The sequence below is a fragment of the Pseudomonas sp. AC252 genome (assembly GCF_979258105.1).
Map to the genome: position 1 here is coordinate 3,242,275 of NZ_OZ409837.1, position 19,282 is coordinate 3,261,556.

23 protein-coding genes are annotated in these 19,282 nt (G+C 59.3%); 14 read left to right on the plus strand and 9 right to left on the minus strand.

Features of this window, described 5'->3' with window-relative positions:
- The 8 genes from ACZZZ4_RS14705 to recX all read left to right on the plus strand — a co-directional run bounded on the left by ACZZZ4_RS14705 (nucleotide 1) and on the right by recX (nucleotide 5,297).
- Nucleotides 1-468, plus strand: coding sequence for a tail fiber assembly protein (locus ACZZZ4_RS14705; RefSeq protein ID WP_039762562.1), 468 nt, complete (start codon nucleotides 1-3; stop codon nucleotides 466-468).
- A 133-nt stretch (nucleotides 469-601) separates the two neighbouring features.
- The gene (locus tag ACZZZ4_RS14710; protein ID WP_129998800.1) at nucleotides 602-1,489 is read left to right on the plus strand and encodes a gp53-like domain-containing protein; all 888 of its coding nucleotides are present in this window, start codon (nucleotides 602-604) and stop codon (nucleotides 1,487-1,489) included.
- Nucleotides 1,490-1,936 carry a tail fiber assembly protein gene (locus ACZZZ4_RS14715; protein WP_039762567.1) on the plus strand — a complete coding sequence of 149 codons (447 nt, stop codon included), beginning with the start codon at nucleotides 1,490-1,492 and terminating at the stop codon, nucleotides 1,934-1,936.
- A gap of 111 nt (nucleotides 1,937-2,047) precedes the next feature.
- Nucleotides 2,048-2,614, plus strand: coding sequence for a glycoside hydrolase family 19 protein (locus ACZZZ4_RS14720; RefSeq protein ID WP_463548099.1), 567 nt, complete (start codon nucleotides 2,048-2,050; stop codon nucleotides 2,612-2,614).
- Complete coding sequence (locus ACZZZ4_RS14725) at nucleotides 2,593-3,111, plus strand: lysis system i-spanin subunit Rz (protein ID WP_039762571.1); 519 nt, start codon at nucleotides 2,593-2,595, stop codon at nucleotides 3,109-3,111. The genes ACZZZ4_RS14720 and ACZZZ4_RS14725 overlap by 22 nt, the downstream gene beginning before the upstream one ends.
- Before the next feature lie 67 nt (nucleotides 3,112-3,178).
- The gene (locus tag ACZZZ4_RS14730) at nucleotides 3,179-3,679 is read left to right on the plus strand and encodes a CinA family protein (protein ID WP_039762709.1); all 501 of its coding nucleotides are present in this window, start codon (nucleotides 3,179-3,181) and stop codon (nucleotides 3,677-3,679) included.
- An 83-nt stretch (nucleotides 3,680-3,762) separates the two neighbouring features.
- Nucleotides 3,763-4,821 (plus strand): recombinase RecA, encoded by a 1,059-nt coding sequence (gene recA, locus ACZZZ4_RS14735; RefSeq protein ID WP_039762573.1) that lies wholly within the window; start codon nucleotides 3,763-3,765, stop codon nucleotides 4,819-4,821.
- Between the two features lie 8 nt (nucleotides 4,822-4,829).
- Nucleotides 4,830-5,297, plus strand: coding sequence for a recombination regulator RecX (gene recX, locus ACZZZ4_RS14740; protein ID WP_039762574.1), 468 nt, complete (start codon nucleotides 4,830-4,832; stop codon nucleotides 5,295-5,297).
- 58 nt (nucleotides 5,298-5,355) lie between these two features.
- Here recX and ACZZZ4_RS14745 read toward each other — a convergent pair whose 3' ends face one another.
- Nucleotides 5,356-6,471: an LOG family protein gene (locus ACZZZ4_RS14745; RefSeq protein WP_463548100.1), complete on the minus strand. Its 1,116-nt coding sequence runs from the start codon at nucleotides 6,469-6,471 to the stop codon at nucleotides 5,356-5,358.
- A gap of 338 nt (nucleotides 6,472-6,809) precedes the next feature.
- Between ACZZZ4_RS14745 and ACZZZ4_RS14750 the strand changes: the two genes are divergently transcribed.
- Nucleotides 6,810-7,007, plus strand: coding sequence for a hypothetical protein (locus ACZZZ4_RS14750; protein ID WP_463548101.1), 198 nt, complete (start codon nucleotides 6,810-6,812; stop codon nucleotides 7,005-7,007).
- On the opposite strand, the gene ACZZZ4_RS14755 is transcribed toward ACZZZ4_RS14750, so the two are convergent.
- Complete coding sequence (locus tag ACZZZ4_RS14755) at nucleotides 7,008-7,433, minus strand: PA3611 family quorum-sensing-regulated virulence factor (RefSeq protein WP_463548102.1); 426 nt, start codon at nucleotides 7,431-7,433, stop codon at nucleotides 7,008-7,010.
- 189 nt (nucleotides 7,434-7,622) lie between these two features.
- Between ACZZZ4_RS14755 and ACZZZ4_RS14760 the strand changes: the two genes are divergently transcribed.
- The 3 genes from ACZZZ4_RS14760 (at nucleotide 7,623) to ACZZZ4_RS14770 (ending at nucleotide 9,679) form a co-directional block, all read left to right on the plus strand.
- Complete coding sequence (locus ACZZZ4_RS14760; protein WP_463548103.1) at nucleotides 7,623-8,369, plus strand: tRNA-uridine aminocarboxypropyltransferase; 747 nt, start codon at nucleotides 7,623-7,625, stop codon at nucleotides 8,367-8,369.
- A gap of 222 nt (nucleotides 8,370-8,591) precedes the next feature.
- A complete protein-coding gene (gene erdR, locus ACZZZ4_RS14765; protein WP_129998806.1) occupies nucleotides 8,592-9,242 on the plus strand; it encodes a response regulator transcription factor ErdR in 651 nt (216 codons plus the stop codon).
- 74 nt (nucleotides 9,243-9,316) lie between these two features.
- Nucleotides 9,317-9,679 carry a diacylglycerol kinase gene (locus ACZZZ4_RS14770; RefSeq protein ID WP_016771411.1) on the plus strand — a complete coding sequence of 121 codons (363 nt, stop codon included), beginning with the start codon at nucleotides 9,317-9,319 and terminating at the stop codon, nucleotides 9,677-9,679.
- Here the strand turns inward: ACZZZ4_RS14770 and ACZZZ4_RS14775 are convergent.
- Nucleotides 9,676-10,602 (minus strand): LysR family transcriptional regulator, encoded by a 927-nt coding sequence (locus tag ACZZZ4_RS14775; RefSeq protein ID WP_024011881.1) that lies wholly within the window; start codon nucleotides 10,600-10,602, stop codon nucleotides 9,676-9,678. The two genes, ACZZZ4_RS14770 and ACZZZ4_RS14775, sit on opposite strands and share 4 nt — an antisense overlap.
- Before the next feature lie 132 nt (nucleotides 10,603-10,734).
- On the opposite strand from ACZZZ4_RS14775, the gene fpr reads away from it, so the two are divergent.
- Nucleotides 10,735-11,514 carry a ferredoxin-NADP reductase gene (gene fpr / locus ACZZZ4_RS14780; RefSeq protein WP_007908723.1) on the plus strand — a complete coding sequence of 260 codons (780 nt, stop codon included), beginning with the start codon at nucleotides 10,735-10,737 and terminating at the stop codon, nucleotides 11,512-11,514.
- A 156-nt stretch (nucleotides 11,515-11,670) separates the two neighbouring features.
- On the opposite strand, the gene tsaA is transcribed toward fpr, so the two are convergent.
- From tsaA to rimO, 6 genes are all read right to left on the minus strand, one after another.
- Complete coding sequence (tsaA, locus tag ACZZZ4_RS14785; RefSeq protein ID WP_463548104.1) at nucleotides 11,671-12,378, minus strand: tRNA (N6-threonylcarbamoyladenosine(37)-N6)-methyltransferase TrmO; 708 nt, start codon at nucleotides 12,376-12,378, stop codon at nucleotides 11,671-11,673.
- A 156-nt stretch (nucleotides 12,379-12,534) separates the two neighbouring features.
- Nucleotides 12,535-13,305: an SDR family oxidoreductase gene (locus ACZZZ4_RS14790; RefSeq protein WP_463548105.1), complete on the minus strand. Its 771-nt coding sequence runs from the start codon at nucleotides 13,303-13,305 to the stop codon at nucleotides 12,535-12,537.
- 167 nt (nucleotides 13,306-13,472) lie between these two features.
- Complete coding sequence (locus tag ACZZZ4_RS14795) at nucleotides 13,473-13,940, minus strand: YehS family protein (RefSeq protein ID WP_016771408.1); 468 nt, start codon at nucleotides 13,938-13,940, stop codon at nucleotides 13,473-13,475.
- A gap of 70 nt (nucleotides 13,941-14,010) precedes the next feature.
- Nucleotides 14,011-14,721, minus strand: coding sequence for an rRNA pseudouridine synthase (locus ACZZZ4_RS14800; protein ID WP_129998808.1), 711 nt, complete (start codon nucleotides 14,719-14,721; stop codon nucleotides 14,011-14,013).
- A 189-nt stretch (nucleotides 14,722-14,910) separates the two neighbouring features.
- Nucleotides 14,911-15,384: a GNAT family N-acetyltransferase gene (locus ACZZZ4_RS14805; protein WP_463548106.1), complete on the minus strand. Its 474-nt coding sequence runs from the start codon at nucleotides 15,382-15,384 to the stop codon at nucleotides 14,911-14,913.
- Nucleotides 15,385-15,602: 218 nt separating this feature from the next.
- Entirely contained in the window at nucleotides 15,603-16,940 is a 1,338-nt protein-coding gene (gene rimO, locus ACZZZ4_RS14810; protein WP_463548107.1) for a 30S ribosomal protein S12 methylthiotransferase RimO, read from the minus strand.
- Nucleotides 16,941-17,289: 349 nt separating this feature from the next.
- Here rimO and ACZZZ4_RS14815 point away from each other — a divergent pair, with 349 nt between their 5' ends.
- Nucleotides 17,290-19,131: a potassium transporter Kup gene (locus tag ACZZZ4_RS14815; RefSeq protein ID WP_372339860.1), complete on the plus strand. Its 1,842-nt coding sequence runs from the start codon at nucleotides 17,290-17,292 to the stop codon at nucleotides 19,129-19,131.
- Nucleotides 19,132-19,282 lie beyond the last annotated feature (151 nt).

Below are 19,282 nucleotides of genomic sequence, written 5' to 3' on the forward strand. Positions count from 1 at the left end.
ATGATGACAATTCTGAGTGCGCGTCAGCCCTGCTGGAACGACGTGGAACATACCTCGTTGAACCTGTTGGTAACTTTCGAAGAGACCAGAGAATCATTGGGTGAAGTACCCTTTACGGCTTCGCCGAACGATCCGGAGCGTCACGGTCGAGAATTGTTTGAACGGGCAGCTGCTCTGGAATACGGCGACATTGCCGAACCCGACGAAGAACAACTGAAAGATGCAATGCGTATGAAATCTTCCGCGCTCTCGGCGCTGGCTTCATCGATGATCGCAAAGTTGCAGGGTGACTTGAGCACTCTGCAGGACTCCGAGGCGCTGGGCATGGCCACAGATGAGGAAATCACGCAGTTGCCATTGACTCAGGCAAAACTTGATCTCTGGAGAAAGTACCGGGTACTGCTTTCAAGAGTCGAAAGCCAGCCCGCTTTTCCTCGCGCGGTCGATTGGCCACCGCAGCCTGATTGAATGTTTGGTGCATGAGCCGAGTACATGGCCCTTAGAATGCTGCACAGCATTTTTGCTACTTGCAGAGCGGTCGCAAGACCGGGCCGGCTGCGTGCACTCTCGGCGTCGAATGAATAACAGCCGGAGACTAAAAATGGATTATCCAAAGAGTGTGCCCAATATCGGACTGGTCAATGGCAGGTTCGTGGATGAAAACCTTGCAAGCGGAGCGCCGGGCTCGCTGATTCCTGCTGTGTGGGGTAATGGTGTAACGCAGGAAATTCTGAGTGTTGTGCAGGCGGCAGGTCTAACGCCGGACGAGACGACCAATGATCAATTGCTGGGCGCACTTCGCAGTCCGGCGCTGTTTTTGACTGCTGCCCAGTTTGATAAGGGTCGGTCAGTGGCCACTGCGGAGTTTGTTCAGCGTGCGTTGGGCAATTACGCAAGTGCACGGGGAATATCCGCCGCAACGCAACTATCGATCGCTGATATCGGCTGCTCGATCGGAATGGGCGGGACCGTTTCCTATACCGTTACCCTGCCTGACGTCGCCTCGGTACCTGATGGTGCGAGCATTGGCCTGCACTGCCGCAACAGCGCACCGGTCACGGTTGCGAGTAAGTCCGGTGCACAGATCAGCCCCCAAGGCGCCTATCTGACCTCGATTGTGATGAACAGCGGGGAGAGCGCCAACTTTGTCAAAGAGAGCGGCATCTGGACTGTTTACGGTACCGCCAGTTTGAAATATGCCGCGCTGTTTTCCGGAATGGTCAGCAATCCCGGGTATCAAAAACACGCCAGTGGCAACATCGATCAGTGGGGCACGGGGATATCGAACGCCGAGGGGGATGTCTACGTGACATTTCCGATGACGTTTCCCAAGGCATATTTCTCGCTGGTGGCGACACATACGGGGGGCGATGCGGCGATGGTTGCGGTAACGGCGTACAGCGCAAAGGGCTGCACACTGAGAATTCGCAATGCTGCTGGTCAAGTCAGCGCCGGTTGGTCGGTGAATTATTTTGCAAAGGGCTACTGAATGAACCCCTTCACCGTTTTATTCAGCGCCAGCACCAAAGGCGCGTATGTGCCGGGTATCAATTCGACGGATATTCCCGATGACGTAATCGAGATTCCTCAGGGCTACTGGATCTCATTACTGCAACAGTTGGCGGTTACGCCAAAAATGATTGGCGTGAGCGAGGCTAACGGCTACCCGATTCTGGTCGATCCACCGCCACCCTCGCCGGATGCAGCCGCTGACGCCGAGCGCGCCTGGCGCACGGCCCAGCTGGCCGCCACTGACGGTTTGGTGGCGCGTGACCGGGACGAACTTGAGGACGGCGGCGGTACCACGCTGACTACCGAGCAATACACACAATTGCAAGTCTATCGTCGTGAGTTGCGTGACTGGCCGCAGGGATCATTTTTTCCGTTCAGCGAGTATCGGCCGTTGGCTCCGGGGTGGTTGGCTGCTGTAATCTGAAGCAGCTTGATCGAGGCTCTATTGCCTGAAAACTTCAGAAAGAAATGGCTGACAGGCATCAGCCGTCAACCATGATTCAATCGGGGCAACATCCAGGGAGGATCAAGCATCATGCAATTAACTGAAAAACACCTTATCGACATCATGCCCAACGCCCGCTCCCAAGCGGGCGTTTTTGTTTCGCCACTCAACTCCGCCATGGCCAGGCAGCGCATCGATACGCCCAAGCGCATCGCCGCGTTTCTGGCACAGGTCGGCCACGAGTCGGGCCAATTGCGTTACGTGCGCGAACTGGGCAACAACCAATACCTGAGCAAATACGACACCGGCACGCTGGCGCTGCGTCTGGGCAATACGCCCGAGGCGGATGGCGACGGGCAAAAGTACCGAGGGCGTGGACTCATTCAAATCACCGGTCGCGCCAACTATCGCCAGTGTAGCCTCGGCTTGTTTGGCGATGAGCGTCTGTTGGCATTGCCCGAGTTGCTCGAACAACCGCAGTGGGCGGCCGAATCGGCGGCATGGTTCTGGGCGCAGAAGGGCCTGAACGAGCTGGCCGACGCGGACCAGTTCAACACCATCACCCGCCGAATCAACGGCGGGTTGAACGGTTTGCAGGATCGTCTGGAAATCTGGGCGCGGGCGAGGGCGGTGTTATGTCCGGCTCCTGGCGGGTGATTGGTCTGTTGTTGCTGGTGGCCGGAGCTTTCGTCGCGGCGTGGCAGTTTCAGGACTGGCGCTACGGGCGGCAATTGGCCGAACAGGCGCGGTTAAACGCCGAGACGCAGAATCAACTCACCCAGACCGCCTTGAGCGCGCAGCAGGCCGAGCAGGATAAACGCCTGGCCCTGGAGCAACGGCTCGCGGCGAGTGAACAAACCCATTATCGAGCGCTGAGCGATGCCCAACGTGATCAGGATCGCCTGCGCGATCGCCTTGCTACTGCCGATGTGCGGCTGTCAGTCCTTCTCGACGCCGGCGACGTTGCCCACGGCTGCGCGGTGCCAGCCACCGCCGGCACCGGCGGCGTGGATTCTGCAACCGTACGCGCCCGACTTGACCCGGCGCATGCTCAACGAATTATCGCCATCACCGACACCGGGGACCGTGGATTGATCGCTTTGCAGGCTTGTCAGGCCTACGTCAGAGCGTTGGCGCCCGAACATTTTGAATGATTCTGTGTATTGAAAGCGCGTCCGGCTCGTGTACGGTGAAGGCATTCCACACGATCCGGAGCTCGCCGTGAAAGAGACCACCCAACTGGCCGCAGAACTGGGCCGACGTCTGCAAATGCTCAATGCCCACGTTACTACCGCCGAGTCCTGCACAGGCGGCGGGATTGCCGAAGCGATCACGCGGATTCCCGGCAGTTCGGCCTGGTTTGAAGCGGGTTACGTGACATATTCCAATCGACAGAAAACCCGGCAGTTGACTGTGCCGGGCGATTTGTTCGAGACGGTGGGCGCGGTCAGTCGTGAAGTGGTCGAGGCGATGGTGCGCGGTGCGCAGCAGCACAGCCTGGCGCATTTTGCCGTGGCGGTCAGCGGTGTTGCCGGTCCCGACGGCGGCACGCCGAACAAGCCGGTGGGTACGGTGTGGCTGGCCTGGGGCGTGGGCGATGCGATTTACAGCGAGGTTCAACACTTCCCTGGCAACCGCGACGAAGTCCGCCGACAAACGGTGAAGGCCGCGCTGGAGGGGCTTGTGCGACTAGCGGCACGAGAAATCGAAAATCAGGGGTAGGCGATCTTCGAACGCTGTGGAATAATACTGGCTACTTATACAGGTGTTGGCCGTCAGGCCTTATTGATTACGTGAGGACTTTAATGGACGACAACAAGAAGAAAGCCTTGGCTGCGGCCCTGGGTCAGATCGAACGTCAATTCGGCAAGGGTGCCGTAATGCGTATGGGCGATCAAGACCGTCAGGCGATCCCATCCATCTCTACTGGCTCTCTGGGTCTGGACATTGCACTCGGCATCGGCGGCCTGCCAAAAGGTCGTATCGTTGAAATCTACGGTCCTGAATCCTCCGGTAAAACCACACTGACACTGTCGGTCATCGCCCAGGCGCAGAAAGCTGGCGCGACCTGCGCATTCGTCGACGCCGAACACGCTCTCGATCCAGAGTACGCCGGCAAGCTGGGCGTCAACGTTGATGACCTGCTGGTTTCCCAGCCGGACACCGGCGAACAGGCCCTGGAAATCACCGACATGCTGGTGCGCTCCAACGCTGTTGACGTGATCATCGTCGACTCCGTGGCCGCATTGGTACCGAAGGCTGAAATCGAAGGTGAAATGGGCGACATGCACGTCGGCCTGCAAGCCCGTCTGATGTCTCAGGCGCTGCGTAAAATCACCGGTAACATCAAGAATGCGAACTGCCTGGTCATCTTCATCAACCAGATCCGAATGAAAATCGGCGTGATGTTCGGCAGCCCGGAAACCACTACTGGTGGTAACGCGCTGAAGTTCTACGCCTCGGTTCGTCTCGACATCCGCCGTACCGGCGCGGTGAAAGAAGGTGACGAAGTGGTCGGCAGCGAAACCCGCGTCAAGGTTGTGAAGAACAAGGTGGCTTCGCCGTTCCGTCAGGCCGAGTTCCAGATTCTTTACGGCAAAGGCATCTACCTCAATGGCGAGATGATCGACCTGGGCGTGCTGCACGGTTTCGTCGAGAAGTCCGGCGCATGGTATGCCTACGAAGGCACCAAGATCGGTCAGGGCAAGGCCAACTCGGCCAAGTTCCTGGCAGACAACCCGGAAATCGCCGCGAAGCTCGAGAAGCAACTGCGTGACAAGCTGCTGGCCCCAGTGGCAGACGTCAAGGCTTTGGCCTCCCGGGACAAGCTCGATAACATGGCCGAGGCCGATGTCGACGTTTGAGTCGTTGAATGACACTTGTACTCGATACTCTCGTCGCGGTGCGGCGAACCGCCATGGACCTGCTCGCACGTCGCGAGCATGGTCGAGTCGAGTTGACGCGTAAGCTGCGTCAGCGCGGCGCCGAGGCGGAGCTGATCGAAACAGCCCTCGACCGTTTGACGGAAGAGGGTCTGCTTTCCGAAGCCCGTTACCTTGAAAGTTTTGTCTCCTACCGCGCCCGTTCCGGCTATGGCCCATTGCGAATTCGTGAGGAGCTCAGCCAGCGCGGTTTGCAACGCACCGATATTGAAATTGCCCTGCGCGAAAGCGGTATCAACTGGCAGGCGCAGCTTCAGGATACGTGGCAACGCAAGTTCTCCGGGCATTTACCGATTGATGCGAAAGAACGGGCCAGGCAAGGCCGGTTTCTGGCGTATCGGGGGTTTTCGATGGAGATGATCAACCGCTTGTTCAGCGGTCGAGGGATGGACGATTAGACCGATTCAACAAAAAAGGCCCGCTATTTTTTAGAAAATAGCGGGCCTTTTTTTGCCTTCAAATTACGTTGAAAGGCTCGCGTGAGCGTTGTGCTGCGGGCGGTTTTGAGTCGGCCCAGTTTTCCGCCAGGTTGATGAAGTCCACCAATTCCCTCAGCCGACCATGAGTGCGGCCATTGAAGGCAAACGCCAATCGCGCCAAGTGGCTGAACTGCGCATCGTCGTGTTCTTCACCGCTGTAGGCGTGTTGATGAAACCCGTCGCTCAGGCACAGATCAGCAAATTCCTCCTGCATCTGCGCCAGTGCCTGGTCGCTGAGCTTATGGTTCATGCGAATCACAAATTGGCGCTTGAGCCAGCGGCTTGAGTGGAAGTTGCTGTAGAACTGATTGATCTGTTCTACCGCTTCTTCAACGCTGTAAACCAGTCGCATCAGCTTCATATCGGTCGGCAGGATATAGCGATTTTCTCCCAGCTGATTGCGGATGAAGTCCAGCGCACCTTGCCAGAAGGTGCCGCCCGGAACATCCAGCAACACCACCGGCACCAACGGGCTTTTGCCAGTCTGAATCAGCGTCAGCACTTCCAGCGCTTCATCAAGGGTGCCAAAGCCGCCCGGGCACAGCACCAGCGCATCAGCCTCTTTGACGAAGAACAGTTTGCGGGTGAAGAAAAAGTGGAAGGGCAACAGCTTGTCGGTGCCATCCACGGTCGGGTTGGCGTGCTGTTCGAAGGGCAGGGTGATATTGAAGCCCAGGCTGTGGTCACGTCCGGCCCCTTCGTGGGCGGCGGCCATGATGCCGCCGCCAGCGCCAGTGATAACCATCATGTCTGCCTGCGTCAGCGCTGCGCCGAGCTCACGGGCCATTGCATACAGAGGATGTTCCACTGGCGTACGTGCCGAGCCGAACACGGTGACCTTGCGCCGGCCCTTGAATTGTTCGAGCACACGGAACGCCTGCTCCAGTTCACGCAGGGCTTGCAGAGTGATCTTGGCGTTCCAGCGGTTGTGGTCTTCCTGAGCCATGCGCAGCACGGTGAGAATCATGTCGCGGTAGATAGGGATGTTCGGGCTGTTGGGGGAAACATGGTTGAGCTGTGCTTCGACCTCGCGGATGAGGTCGCCGCTTTCCTGAAAATGACGGCTCAAGAGGTCATTCGGTTGATAAGGCATTCAACGTCTCCTTCTGTACAGAGCGGGTAGTCCGGACAACCAGCGTCCGGGTCGCACTGCAAAACACACAGGGCCGGCAGTTCCATTTCTGCCGTTAACGAATGTTCGGGAATACTCTCAATCTAGACCCTCGCACGCATTCGCGCTGACTTGAACAGTGCGCTGTAACGTTTTGCCTGGCAACCGCTTCTGATTTGCGCCAAAGCGTCACCGCTCGTCTGAACGTGTCGCAAAGGGCCATCACTCTGATTTACTCAACTACAGATGTCGCAAGACAACCTTGCGTTAGTGCAAGGCAGGCAATTCAAGGATTTGTCGGTGGCAAGGAGGCGGGATGCATGACCAGAGTGGTTCTGGAGATCGATACGCAGCTGTATCGGATGTTGCAAGAGTCGGCCAAGACCAATCAATTGAGTCTCGAGGAGGAGTGCTGCCGACGATTGGCGGGCGGCGAGCGCCGCTCGCGCTATCTGCAGGCTCTGGTTGCGGAATTGCGCGCCGAGGATGAACAGCGGCGCGCTAATGCTTCGCGCTGATTACTTCTTCTTCGCCGGCGCGGATTTCGGGCAATCGGATTCCTGATAGCTGGCCGAACCGATGGCTTTGTTGGTTTTCACTTCGGTGAAGTCGTAACGCATGATCGCGCCCTTGGCCATCAGCTTGCGGTACGACGGGTTGTTGCAGACCGACGCGCCCAATTGGAAATACACAGCCTTGGGATCGGCGCGCATCTTGTCGGCGTGGCTCTTTTGCACGCTCAGATGGTTGATCAGTTGCGTGCCTTCGACGGTGTAGCCTTGATCAAGAATGTCTTCATTGATCGCCCGTGGCGTGCCGACGCTGCTTTGGGCGGCGACGTTGCGCAGCTCTCGGTTCAGATTCTGCTCACTCAGGGACGCAGCCTGAGCGGTAAAGGACGACGCCAGCAGAATGGCAGCGGTAGGAACGATAAGGCGCAGCATGAAACTCTCCTGATTCGGTGACTGGTGGTTCGACCCGTCACGGGGCGGTGCGTTCAGTGGCGGCGAATTATAGGGGAGCCGGTCTGGACGGTACAGGCTTGTGGCCGTCGCTCTGGTAAACTGCCGGCCTTTATTGCCCTGCCGAGTGTCGTTCGTGTCGAGTTTCCCAGTCTGCCGGTGTTGCCGGTGATGAACCATGCCCCCAACGCCGTGGCCCGCCTGCGCGATCAGCGTGAGGACGAAGGCATCAAGCCGATTCAGGCGCGCGGCTTTCGCTCGGAACGTTGCCGCGATTGTCGAGTGATCATCAGTCATTGCCTGTGCGCCTGGCGGCCAAGCGTCGACACCCGTTCTGGCGTGTGCCTGATCATGACCGGCAAGGAAGTCTTCAAGCCAAGCAATACCGGTTGGCTGATTGCCGACGTGGTGCGCGACAACCATGCGTTCATCTGGTCACGCACCGAGCCCGACCCGCAAATGCTTGCGCTGCTCAACGATCCGCAATGGCAGCCATATCTGGTGTTTCCGGGTGAATATGTCGAGCCGTCGCGGGTAACCAACACGGTGAGTGTCGATAGCAGCAAGCGCCCGCTGTTCATTCTGCTCGATGCGACCTGGACTGAAGCGCGGAAGATTTTCCGCAAGAGTCCGTATTTCGAACGCTTACCGATCCTCAGCCTGCTGCCGGACAAACTCTCGCGTTACCGTTTGCGCCGTTCGACCCGCAGCGAGCACCTGTGCACCGCCGAAGTCGCAGCGTTGTGCCTGGAACTGGCCGGTGACAGCGATGCCGCTTCGGCGCTGGACGCTTATTTCGATGTGTTCAGCCAGCATTACCTTGGTGCGAAACAGCAACTGGACCTGAACGAATCGACCCCCGCTCACGCCGAGCTGCTGCCTTATATACGAAAGCCGCAGCCGGAGTTGGCCCGATAGTGGCCCATACTGTCGCTAGCGCTGGCCATGTTGCTTGACCACCCCGGCTGCGCTGGGCATGCTTGGCGCCGATTAGGGTGCGGCCAAGGTTTGAAACGCCGTGTTTGTTGCTGATTGGCGTTGAACGTGCCCCTGTGGATGTCGCCGGAATGTGGCATCTTGAGTTGCTTTGGTCTGACCGGAATGCACTGGCGGGCCATCAAAAACAGGATCATTTGAAAAATGGCCACATACGACATCCTGATTGCCGATGATCACCCCCTGTTTCGCAGCGCCCTGCACCAGGCAGTGACGCTGGGCCTTGGCTCGGACGTGCGGTTGGTGGAGGTGGCGAGCATTGCCGAACTGGAAGCGCGCCTGGCCGAAAAGGCTGACTGGGATCTGGTCCTGCTGGACCTGAACATGCCCGGCGCCTACGGTTTTTCCGGCTTGGTGCTGCTGCGCGGGCAGTACCCGCAGATTCCAGTGGTGATGGTCTCGGCCCAGGAAGAAGCCTCGGTGATGGTCAAATCCCGCGAGTTCGGCGCCAGTGGCTTCATTCCAAAATCCAGCGATCTGAGCGTGATTCAGGAAGCGGTGCGCAAGGTGCTTGATGGCGATGTGTTCTGGCCGCCGCAAGCCTTCGAAGCGGTGAGCGTGTCCGATGAGGCGAAAGCCGCCAGTGATGGCCTCGCCAGCCTGACGCCGCAACAGTTCCGCGTGCTGACCATGGTCTGCGAAGGTCTGCTGAACAAACAGATCGCTTATGAGCTGAGCGTGTCGGAAGCGACCATCAAGGCCCACGTCACGGCGATCTTTCGCAAATTGAATGTGCGCACTCGCACACAAGCGGCTTTACTGCTGCAACAACTTGAGTCAATTCCGAGCCAGTGATGGCTGGCGGTTTCACGCTTTTTTGACTTTCGTTGATCTAGCTTCCCCACTCCTTTTTGGCTGGTTTCTTTCTTATGTCACCTTTCAAGGGCCAGACCGGCCTGAAACGCATTCTCAACGCTTCCGGCTATTCGCTCGACGGCCTGCGCGCCGCCTTCACCGGCGAAGCGGCGTTCCGTCAATTGGTGCTGCTCAACGTGGTGCTGATTCCGCTGACATTCTTCCTCAATGTCAGCCGTGTCGAGCAGGCGGTGTTGATTGCTGTTTGCTTGCTCGCTCTGATTGTCGAGCTGCTCAATTCAGCGGTGGAAGCGGCCATCGACCGCATCTCGCTGGAACTGCACCCGCTGTCGAAGAACGCCAAGGACATGGGCAGCGCTGCGCAGTTCGTGGCGTTGAGCATGATTGGCCTGGTGTGGGCGGTGATTCTGCTTTAAGCAATGGTCGGCAAGACGATCTCGTCGCTGCGCTGCACCCCGGCGGTGAAGGCGCGGCACAGCTCGAGAAACTCGCGCATGGCCGAGGTCTGGTATTTCTGTTTGTGCCAGATGAAATAGAACTGCCGGGCCAGATCCAGGTCCGGCGTCTCCACCGGCACCAGACTGCCGCGCCGGAAGGCATCGCGCAGCGCCAGCCGCGAAATGCAGCCAATTCCCAGCCCTGATTCCACTGCGCGCTTGATCGCTTCGGTGTGTTCCAGCTCAAGACGGATGTTCAGCGCGCTGCGATGGTGACGCATGGCCTGGTCGAAGGTCAGCCGCGTGCCGGAACCCTGTTCACGCAGGATCCACGCCTCGTGGGTCAGTTCTTCCATCGTCGCGCTGCCGCGTTTGGCCAGCGGATGTTGCGGCGCACAGAACACCACCAGCTCATCCTCGACCCAGCTCTGCACTTCGATGTCGGGGTGGCTGCAATCGCCTTCAATCAGACCCAGATCAATTTCGTAATGCGCGACTTGCTGCACGATATTGGCAGTGTTCTGCACGTGCAGCTTGACCTGACTTTCCGGGTGCCGCTGCATGAAGCTGCCGATCAGCAGGGTGGCCAGATAGTTGCCAATGGTCAGCGTCGCCCCCACTGATAAAGAGCCGAAACCGGATTTGCCATTGAGCAGGTCTTCGATTTCCTTGGCCTGATCGAGCAGGGCCACCGCTTGCGGCAACAGTTGTTTGCCGAGGGCGTTGAGGCTCAGGCGTTTGCCGGCGCGGTCGAACAGCTGGCAACTGGACTGGCGCTCGAGCTCGGTGATCGAAGTGCTGGCCGCCGATTGCGAGAGGTTGAGCAGACCCGCAGCGCGGGATACGCTTTCCTGCTGGGCGACGGCGACGAAGACTTGCAGTTGACGGAGAGTAAATCGCATATCGATATAACCGATAACCCTTATCTTAATAATCCAGTTAACAGATATTGTCGTCGCTATTAGAATGCGATGCAATTGCGCACGTTAAGCCTCATTGAGCCGCGCAGACCAATCTCCAGGAGTCAAACGTACATGAGCAACATGAACCACGAGCGTGTCCTCAGTGTTCATCACTGGAACGACACTCTGTTCAGCTTCAAGTGCACCCGCGATCCGGGCCTGCGCTTCGAGAACGGTCAGTTCGTGATGATCGGCCTGCAACAGCCCAACGGCCGCCCGCTTATGCGCGCTTACTCGATCGCCAGCCCGAACTGGGAAGAGCATCTCGAGTTCTTCAGCATCAAGGTGCAGGACGGTCCGCTGACCTCCCAGCTGCAGCACTTGAAGGAAGGCGATGAGATCATCATCTCGAAGAAGCCTACCGGCACGCTGGTTCTTGATGACCTGAACCCGGGCAAGCATTTGTACCTGCTGAGCACCGGCACCGGTCTGGCGCCGTTCATGAGCGTCATTCAGGACCCGGAAACCTACGAGCGCTTTGAAAAAGTGATCCTGGTCCACGGTGTGCGTTACGTCAACGAAGTCGCCTACCGCGAATTCATCACCGAGCACCTGCCGCAGAACGAGTTCTTCGGCGAAGCGCTGCGTGACAAGCTGATCTACTACCCGACCGTGACCCGCGAGCCGTTCGAAAATCAGGGCCGTCTCACCGACCTGATGCGCAGCGGCAAGCTGTTCAGCGACATCGGTCTGCCACCGATCAACCCGCAGGACGACCGTGCGATGATCTGCGGCAGCCCAAGCATGCTCGACGAGACCAGCGAAGTGCTCGACAGCTTCGGCCTGAAGATCTCGGCGCGGATGCGCGAGCCGGGTGATTACCTGATCGAGCGTGCGTTCGTCGAAAAATAACACCCCTTTGTAGGAGTGAGCCTGCTCGCGATAGGGCCGTGTCAGTCGAAATCCATCTTGACTGATCCACCGCAATCGCGAGCAGGCTCACTCCTACAGAAAAGCAAAAAGCCCGCGTTGCCTGAGAGGCAGCGCGGGCTTTTTCGTTTCCGGGGTCTACGCTGAGGCCGGGATGACTTCCAGCACGCGGATCTGTTCGGGCGTCGGGTAATGCCAGCGCACGTCCAGATCCCAGAACTGTGCGCCATATTCACGCTCCGGCGTCGGTGTCTGATACGCCGGACGCGGATCCTGAGCCAGGCACTGTTCAATCAGTCCAACCAATGGCTCGCCGAGGCGCTGAGCGTGTGTGTGCGCCTGTTTCAACGCCGAATCCGCCCATTGCACGTCGATCAGCTGCGGCGCGGCGCTGGCGATGTCGTTGGTCGCCGCCGGGATGATGTCGGCATACGGCACGTACGGTTTGATATCCAGCACCGGCGTGCCGTCGAGCAGATCGATCCCGGAAATAAACAGGCGATTGGCCTCGACCTTGTCCAGCTTCACCACTGATTGCCCGATGCCGTTCGGTCGGTGTGTGGCGCGGGTGGCGAACACGCCCATCGACTTGTTGCCGCCCAGTCGCGGCGGGCGCACCTTCAGGCGCGGCTTGTCTTCCAGTGCCTGATGAAACAGGAACAACAGCCACACGTGACTGACCTGCTCCAGCCCCTGCACCGCGTCACCCTGATCGAACGGCGCCACCAGCTCCAGCACGCCACGGGCGGCCGGGGCCAGTTGTGGCTGGCGGGGAATGGCGAACTTCTCCTTGAAACAGGAGCGCACGAAGCCGATCGGGGACACGCTGTAAGTCATGGTTTGCATTCGAAGCGGGGTAGGGCGGGCATGATAACCCGGCTCGCTTCAAGTCTGGTGGTGACAGGGCTTCCGCTATCGCGAGCAGGCTCGCTCCCACAGTGGATCTATGTCGTGCACAAATCCTGTGGGAGCGAGCCTGCTCGCGAAGGCCGCACCGCCGATCTACAAACTGAACCCACCATCCAGAGGAATGATATTCCCGGTCATATAAGCCCCCGCCGTACTCGCCAGGCTGATCGCCAGCGCCGCCATCTCTTCCTCGCGCCCCCAGCGCTTCATCGGAATCAGCGCAGTATCCTCAGCCAACGCCTGTTCATCATTACCAATATGCTGGGTCATCTTGCTCGGGAACCGTCCCGGCGCAATCACGTTGACGTTGATGTGCTGGCTCACCAGTTCCCGCGCCAGAATTCGCGACAACTGATGCAGGGCGGCCTTGCTCGGCCCATAGGCATACGCCTGCTCGCCAAACGAAGAAATCCCCGCCACCGAACCGATATTTATGATCCGAGCCGGATTCGCCGCCGAGCCAGCCTTGCGCAGCAACGGCAGAAACTGCTGGATGCAACTGAACACCGAGGTCACGTTGAGCTGCATGACCTTCTCCCAGCCCTTGACCGGATAACTCTCCAGCGGCGCGCCCCACGTGGTGCCCGCATTGTTCACCAGAATGTCCAGATGAGTGATCTGCTCGCCCAGACGCGCGGCCAATTCCCGTACGCCTTCTTCGGTCGCCAGATTTGCCGCCACGCCGTGGCAAATGCCCGTGGCGCCAAGTTCTTCGGCGGTTTGATGGCAGGCTTCAACGTCGCGCGAGCACACGTAGACATGGGCGCCGGCCTCGACGAATGCCATGGCGATCATTTTGCCGATACCACGGGTGCCGCCAGTCACCAGAGCGGTGCGGCCTTGCAGGGAAAAATAGGGATGCATGGCGAGTCCTGAAGATTAGGGATCAGTACACCCTAGTCGTCAGCCGCGAAAAGCGGAGCCACTATTTTCGGAGGGAATGAGGGGCCATGCGGCCAGCTTCGAGTTGCAAGCCACAAGCGGCAAGTTAAAGCAGGGGCTAACTTGCAGCTTGCAGCTTGCAGCTGTTTTCAGGCTCTCACGCGCAGCGTGAGCCCTTTGAGGAAGTTACGCAGCAACTGGTCGCCGCACGGGCGATAGTTGGTGTGGCCGACCTTGCGGAACAGCGCGCTCAGTTCAGGCTTGGATACCGGAAACTCGGCAGCCTTGAGGATCGCGTGCATGTCGTCTTCTTTCAGTTCGAAGGCCACGCGCAGTTTTTTCAGAATGATGTTGTTGGTCACTGGTACTTCGATCGGTTGCGGCGGACGGCTTTCGTCCTTGCCGCGCTTGAAGATCACCAGGCCGTCGAGGAAGTGCGCGATGACTTCGTCCGGGCAGCGCACGAAGCCTTCTTCGTCTTCTTCTTTCTTGTCGAGCCAGGTGATGACATCGGCGAGCGTGACGTCCATGCCGCCCAGTTTGATGATTTCGACAACTTTCTTGTCGCTGATGTCGAGCATGTAGCGCACGCTGCGCAGTACGTCGTTATGAACCATGTCGGTATTCCTGATGCGTTGTGGGCAGCGCTCGCGGGCGCTGCCGAAATGTGGGGCGGCAGGGGAAGTCTTAAAACTTCTCTTTGCCGGACAGGTAGCGCCATTGGCCGAGCGGGACCTTGCCGATCGAGACGCCGCCGATGCGGATGCGGCGGATGCCGATGACCTTCAGGCCAACCGCTTCGCAGAACTGCGCAATAATTCCCGGCTGCGGGTTTTTCATGGCGAAGCGCAGTCGGTTTTCGTTCTGCCAACTGGCCTTGACCGGCGGCAGCTCCTTGCCCTTGTGGGTCAGGCCATGCTGCAAACGGTTGAGGCCGTGGGCAGCCATCTCACCTTCGACTTCGACGATGTACTCCTGCTCGATCTTCGCAGCGTCGGCGGTGAGCTTGCGCAGGATTTTCCAGTCCTGGGTGAACACCAGCAGGCCGCTGGCCTTGGGCTGCAGGTCGGCGCTGGCGGTCAGGCGCAGGAAATGCCCGCGCAACGGACGCTTGCCATAGCGATGCTCTTCGCTGAGGGTTTCGGCGCTGAGCGATTGCATGGCGCTGTCGACATCCATGCCGGGCGGCGCGTTGAGCAGGATGGTCACCGGCTCCGGCGCGGTGGCCTTGGCGTCCTTGTCGAGCTCGACCTTTTGCTCGCCGACCTTGAATTGCGGCTCATCGATGACTTCGCCGTCCACGGTGACCCAGCCGCCCTCGATGAACAGCTCGGCCTCCCGGCGGGAGCAACCGACCAGTTCGATGAGGCGTTTGGAGAGGCGAATCGGGTCAGTCATGACGGGGCCGTAACAAAAAAGGGGTGGGCATTGTACCTGTGTGGAAGCGGTTAAGCCCGGTTCCATTTGCTGGATGGTCGCTTTGCCTGTGGGAGCTGGCTTGCCAGCGATGGCATCGCCTTGGCATTTGTCGGTCACCGCGGCGTCTGCATCGCTGGCAAGCCAGCTCCCACAGGGTTCTATGTGGTGTCAGGCATGGTTCGCGCGCTGCTGGTTTTGCCTCAAGCGCATATGCAGCAGCGGATACGGCTGGCCCATGCCATCGACCTCGGAGCGGCCGATCACTTCAAATCCCTGCTTTTCATAAAAACCCAAGGCTTGCGGGTTCTGCTCATTGACGTCGAGTTCATCGGCGTTGAGCCGTTCGATCGCATATCGGAGCAACTGCTTGCCCAAGCCTTGACCACGATGATCAGGATCGATGAACAACATTTCAATCTTGCCCGCCGCCACACCGGCAAACCCGGTGATGCGCTGCTGGCGATCCTTGGTGCAGATCAGCATGACCGCATCAAGATAGCGGGTGAGCACCAGATTGCGCAGCAGCTCGATGTAGCTGTCCGGCAGGAACTGGTGAGTCGCACGGACCGAGGTCTCCCAGACCCGGGTCAGTTCTTCGTAATCGCTGATTTTCGGTGTGTGAATGACCGAATGCTGGCGCATGTGCGTGTGCCTCTTGTGCGGTTCAAGGGAGTCCGTCCCCCGCTAAACGATAGCCGCAAAAAAACCCCGCATCTCGTAAAAGAGCGGGGCTTCTGGATACAGCGCTATTCACTTGTGGGAGCGAGCCTGCTCGCGAAGGCATTGTGGCAGGCAATATTTACAGCGACTGACCCAGCGCATTCGCGAGCAGGCTCGCTCCCACAGGTATTTTGCGGTGCTTAGATCTGCTCAGCCCACAGGTCGTATTCGTCGGCATCGGTCACCTTGCACCAGACCTTGTCGCCCGGCTTCAGGTTGCTGCCATTGTCGATAAACACGTTGCCATCGATTTCCGGGGCGTCGAAGAAGCAGCGGCCGACCGCACCTTGCTCGTCAACTTCATCCACCAGCACTTCAATCTCACGACCGATGCGCATTTGCAGGCGTGCCGAGCTGATCGCCTGCTGGTGCGCCATGAAGCGCTCCCAACGATCCTGCTTGACGTCGTCCGGCACCACTTCCAGATCCAGATCATTCGCTGGCGCGCCGTCAACCGGCGAGTACTGGAAGCAGCCGACGCGGTCGAGCTGGGCTTCGGTCAGCCAGTTGAGCAGGTACTGGAAGTCTTCTTCGGTTTCGCCCGGGAAGCCGACGATGAAGGTCGAACGGATGATCAGGTCCGGGCAGATTTCGCGCCAGTTCTTGATCCGCGCCAGGGTCTTGTCTTCGAACGCCGGGCGTTTCATCGACTTCAGCACTTTCGGGCTGGCGTGCTGGAACGGGATATCCAGGTACGGCAGGATTTTGCCCGCGGCCATCAGCGGAATCAGCTCGTCGACATGCGGGTATGGATAGACGTAGTGCAAGCGGACCCAGACGCCCAAAGTGCTCAAGGCTTCGCAGAGTTCGGTCATGCGGGTTTTCACCGGCGCGCCGTTCCAGAAACCGGTGCGGTACTTCACGTCAATGCCGTAAGCGCTGGTGTCTTGCGAAATCACCAACAGCTCTTTAACGCCGGATTTGACCAGGCGCTGCGCCTCGTCGAGCACATCGCCAACCGGACGGCTGACCAGTTTGCCGCGCATCGACGGGATGATGCAGAACGAGCAGCTGTGGTTGCAGCCTTCGGAAATCTTCAGGTACGCGTAGTGGCGCGGGGTCAGCTTGATACCTTGTGGCGGCACCAGGTCGATCAGCGGGTTGTGATCCTGACGCGGCGGCACCACTTCGTGCACGGCGTTGACCACTTGCTCGTACTGCTGCGGGCCGGTCACGGCGAGCACGCTTGGGTGTACGTCGCGGATGTTGCCTTCTTCCACGCCCATGCAACCGGTGACGATGACCTTGCCGTTTTCCTTGATCGCTTCGCCGATCACTTCCAGCGACTCAGCCTTGGCCGAATCGATGAAGCCGCAGGTGTTGACCACCACCACGTCGGCGTCCTGATAGGTGGACACCACGTCATAGCCTTCCATACGCAGCTGGGTCAGGATGCGCTCGGAGTCGACCAGTGCTTTCGGGCAACCCAGAGATACGAAGCCAACCTTTGGATTGGCCGGCGCAGGAGTGGTGGACATGTCTAACCTCGGTGTTTTGTGACGTCGCTGGCCACGCGCGGCAGCTGACGGATGGGCGCTTAAGATGCGCCTCTGATCAAAAAGTGCGCAATTCTAGCGGCGGGCAGCGTACTTGACCAGCTTTATACGGGGAAATACGACGAGTGCTGCGCTATGCTTCGCGCCGTTGAGCTTTACCGATTTCGTGCAGTCAATCATTGGTCTGTAACAACAGGTAAAACAGCGCATGCTGCAACTCAAAGCATAGTGCTTCCTTCAAAGAAGCCGGTATCGAGATCAGGAGTGTTGGATGGGTCAGGCAAGTAGTCATGCGGCGGGCGCCGAGGGTTCGGCGAGCAGACCGCTGAGCATGCTGGTCGCGGCGGTCGGGGTGGTTTATGGCGACATCGGCACGAGCCCGTTGTACACCCTCAAGGAAGTGTTTTCCGGCGGTTATGGTGTGCCGGTCAATCACGACGGCGTGCTGGGCATTCTGTCGTTGATCTTCTGGTCGCTGATCTGGGTGGTCTCGATCAAATACATGATGTTCGTCCTGCGCGCCGACAACCAGGGCGAAGGCGGCATCATGGCCCTCACCGCGCTGGCACGGCGGGCAGCGGCGGGGCGCAAGCGTCTGCGCACGCTGTTGGTGGTGTGCGGGCTGATCGGCGCGGCGCTGTTCTACGGCGACAGCATGATCACCCCGGCCATTTCGGTGCTGTCGGCGATCGAAGGCCTGGGCCTGGCGTTTGACGGCATCGATCACTGGGTGGTGCCGCTGTCGCTGGTAGTGCTGGTCGCGCTGTTTCTGATCCAGCGCCACGGTACCGCGCGGATCGGCATTCTGTTCGGGCCGATCATGGTCACCTGGTTCCTCGTCCTCGGCGCGCTCGGTGTGTACGGCATCAGCCACACCCCGGAAGTGCTGCACGCGCTGAACCCGATGTGGGCGGTGAATTTTTTCGTCGTGCACCCGGGCATGGGCGTAGCGATCCTTGGCGCGGTAGTGCTGGCGCTGACCGGCGCCGAAGCGCTGTACGCCGACATGGGCCACTTCGGTCGCAAGCCGATCGCCCGCGCCTGGTTCCTGCTGGTGCTGCCGGCGCTGGTGCTCAACTACTTCGGCCAGGGCGCATTGCTGCTGGACAACCCGGACGCGGCGCGTAACCCGTTCTACCTGCTGGCACCGAGCTGGGCGCTGATTCCGCTGGTCGGCCTGTCGACCCTGGCCACAGTGATCGCTTCGCAAGCGGTGATTTCCGGTGCGTTCTCCCTGACCCGTCAGGCGATCCAGCTCGGTTACATACCGCGCATGTACATCCAGCACACTTCCAGCGACGAGCAGGGCCAGATCTACATCGGCGCGGTGAACTGGGCGCTGATGGTCGGCGTAGTGCTGCTGGTGATCGGCTTCGAATCCTCAGGCGCACTGGCCTCGGCCTACGGCGTCGCAGTGACCGGGACCATGCTGATGACCACCATTCTGGTGTCGGCGGTCATGCTGTTGCTGTGGAAGTGGCCACCGATCCTTGCGGTGCCGGTGCTGCTTGGCTTCCTGCTGGTGGATGGCCTGTACTTCGCCGCCAACGTGCCGAAGATCGTTCAAGGCGGCGCGTTCCCGGTGATCGCCGGTATCGCCCTGTTCGTGCTGATGACCACCTGGAAGCGCGGCAAACAACTGCTGGTCGAACGCCTCGACGAAGGCGCGCTGCCGCTGCCGATCTTCATCAGCAGCATCCGCGTGCAGCCCCCGCATCGTGTACAGGGCACCGCCGTGTTCCTCACCGCTCGTTCCGACGCCGTGCCGCATGCGCTGTTGCACAACCTTTTGCACAATCAGGTGCTGCATGAGCAAGTGGTGCTGCTGACGGTGGTTTACGAAGACATCCCGCGCGTACCGCCATCGCGGCGCTTCGAAGTCGAAGCCCATGGTGAAGGCTTCTTCCGGGTGATCCTGCACTTCGGCTTCACCGACGAGCCGGACGTGCCGCAAGCGCTGAAGCTGTGTCATCTGGATGATCTGGACTTCAGCCCGATGCGCACGACCTACTTCCTCAGCCGTGAAACGGTGATTGCCTCGAAACTTGAGGGCATGGCGCGTTGGCGTGAAGCGCTGTTCGCGTTCATGTTGAAGAATGCCAATGGGAACTTGCGGTTCTTCAATCTGCCGCTGAACCGGGTGATTGAGTTGGGGACGCAGGTGGAGATGTAAGCCTCGCCTCAACTGAAAAAGCCCCCATCGGCCTTGTGGCTGGCGGGGGCTTTTTTGTGCCTGCACATAAACTTCAAACCCACGCAAATCCCCCTGTGGGAGCGAGCTTGCTCGCGAAGGTTGAGTGACAGGAGAAGCATTCTTCGGCTGA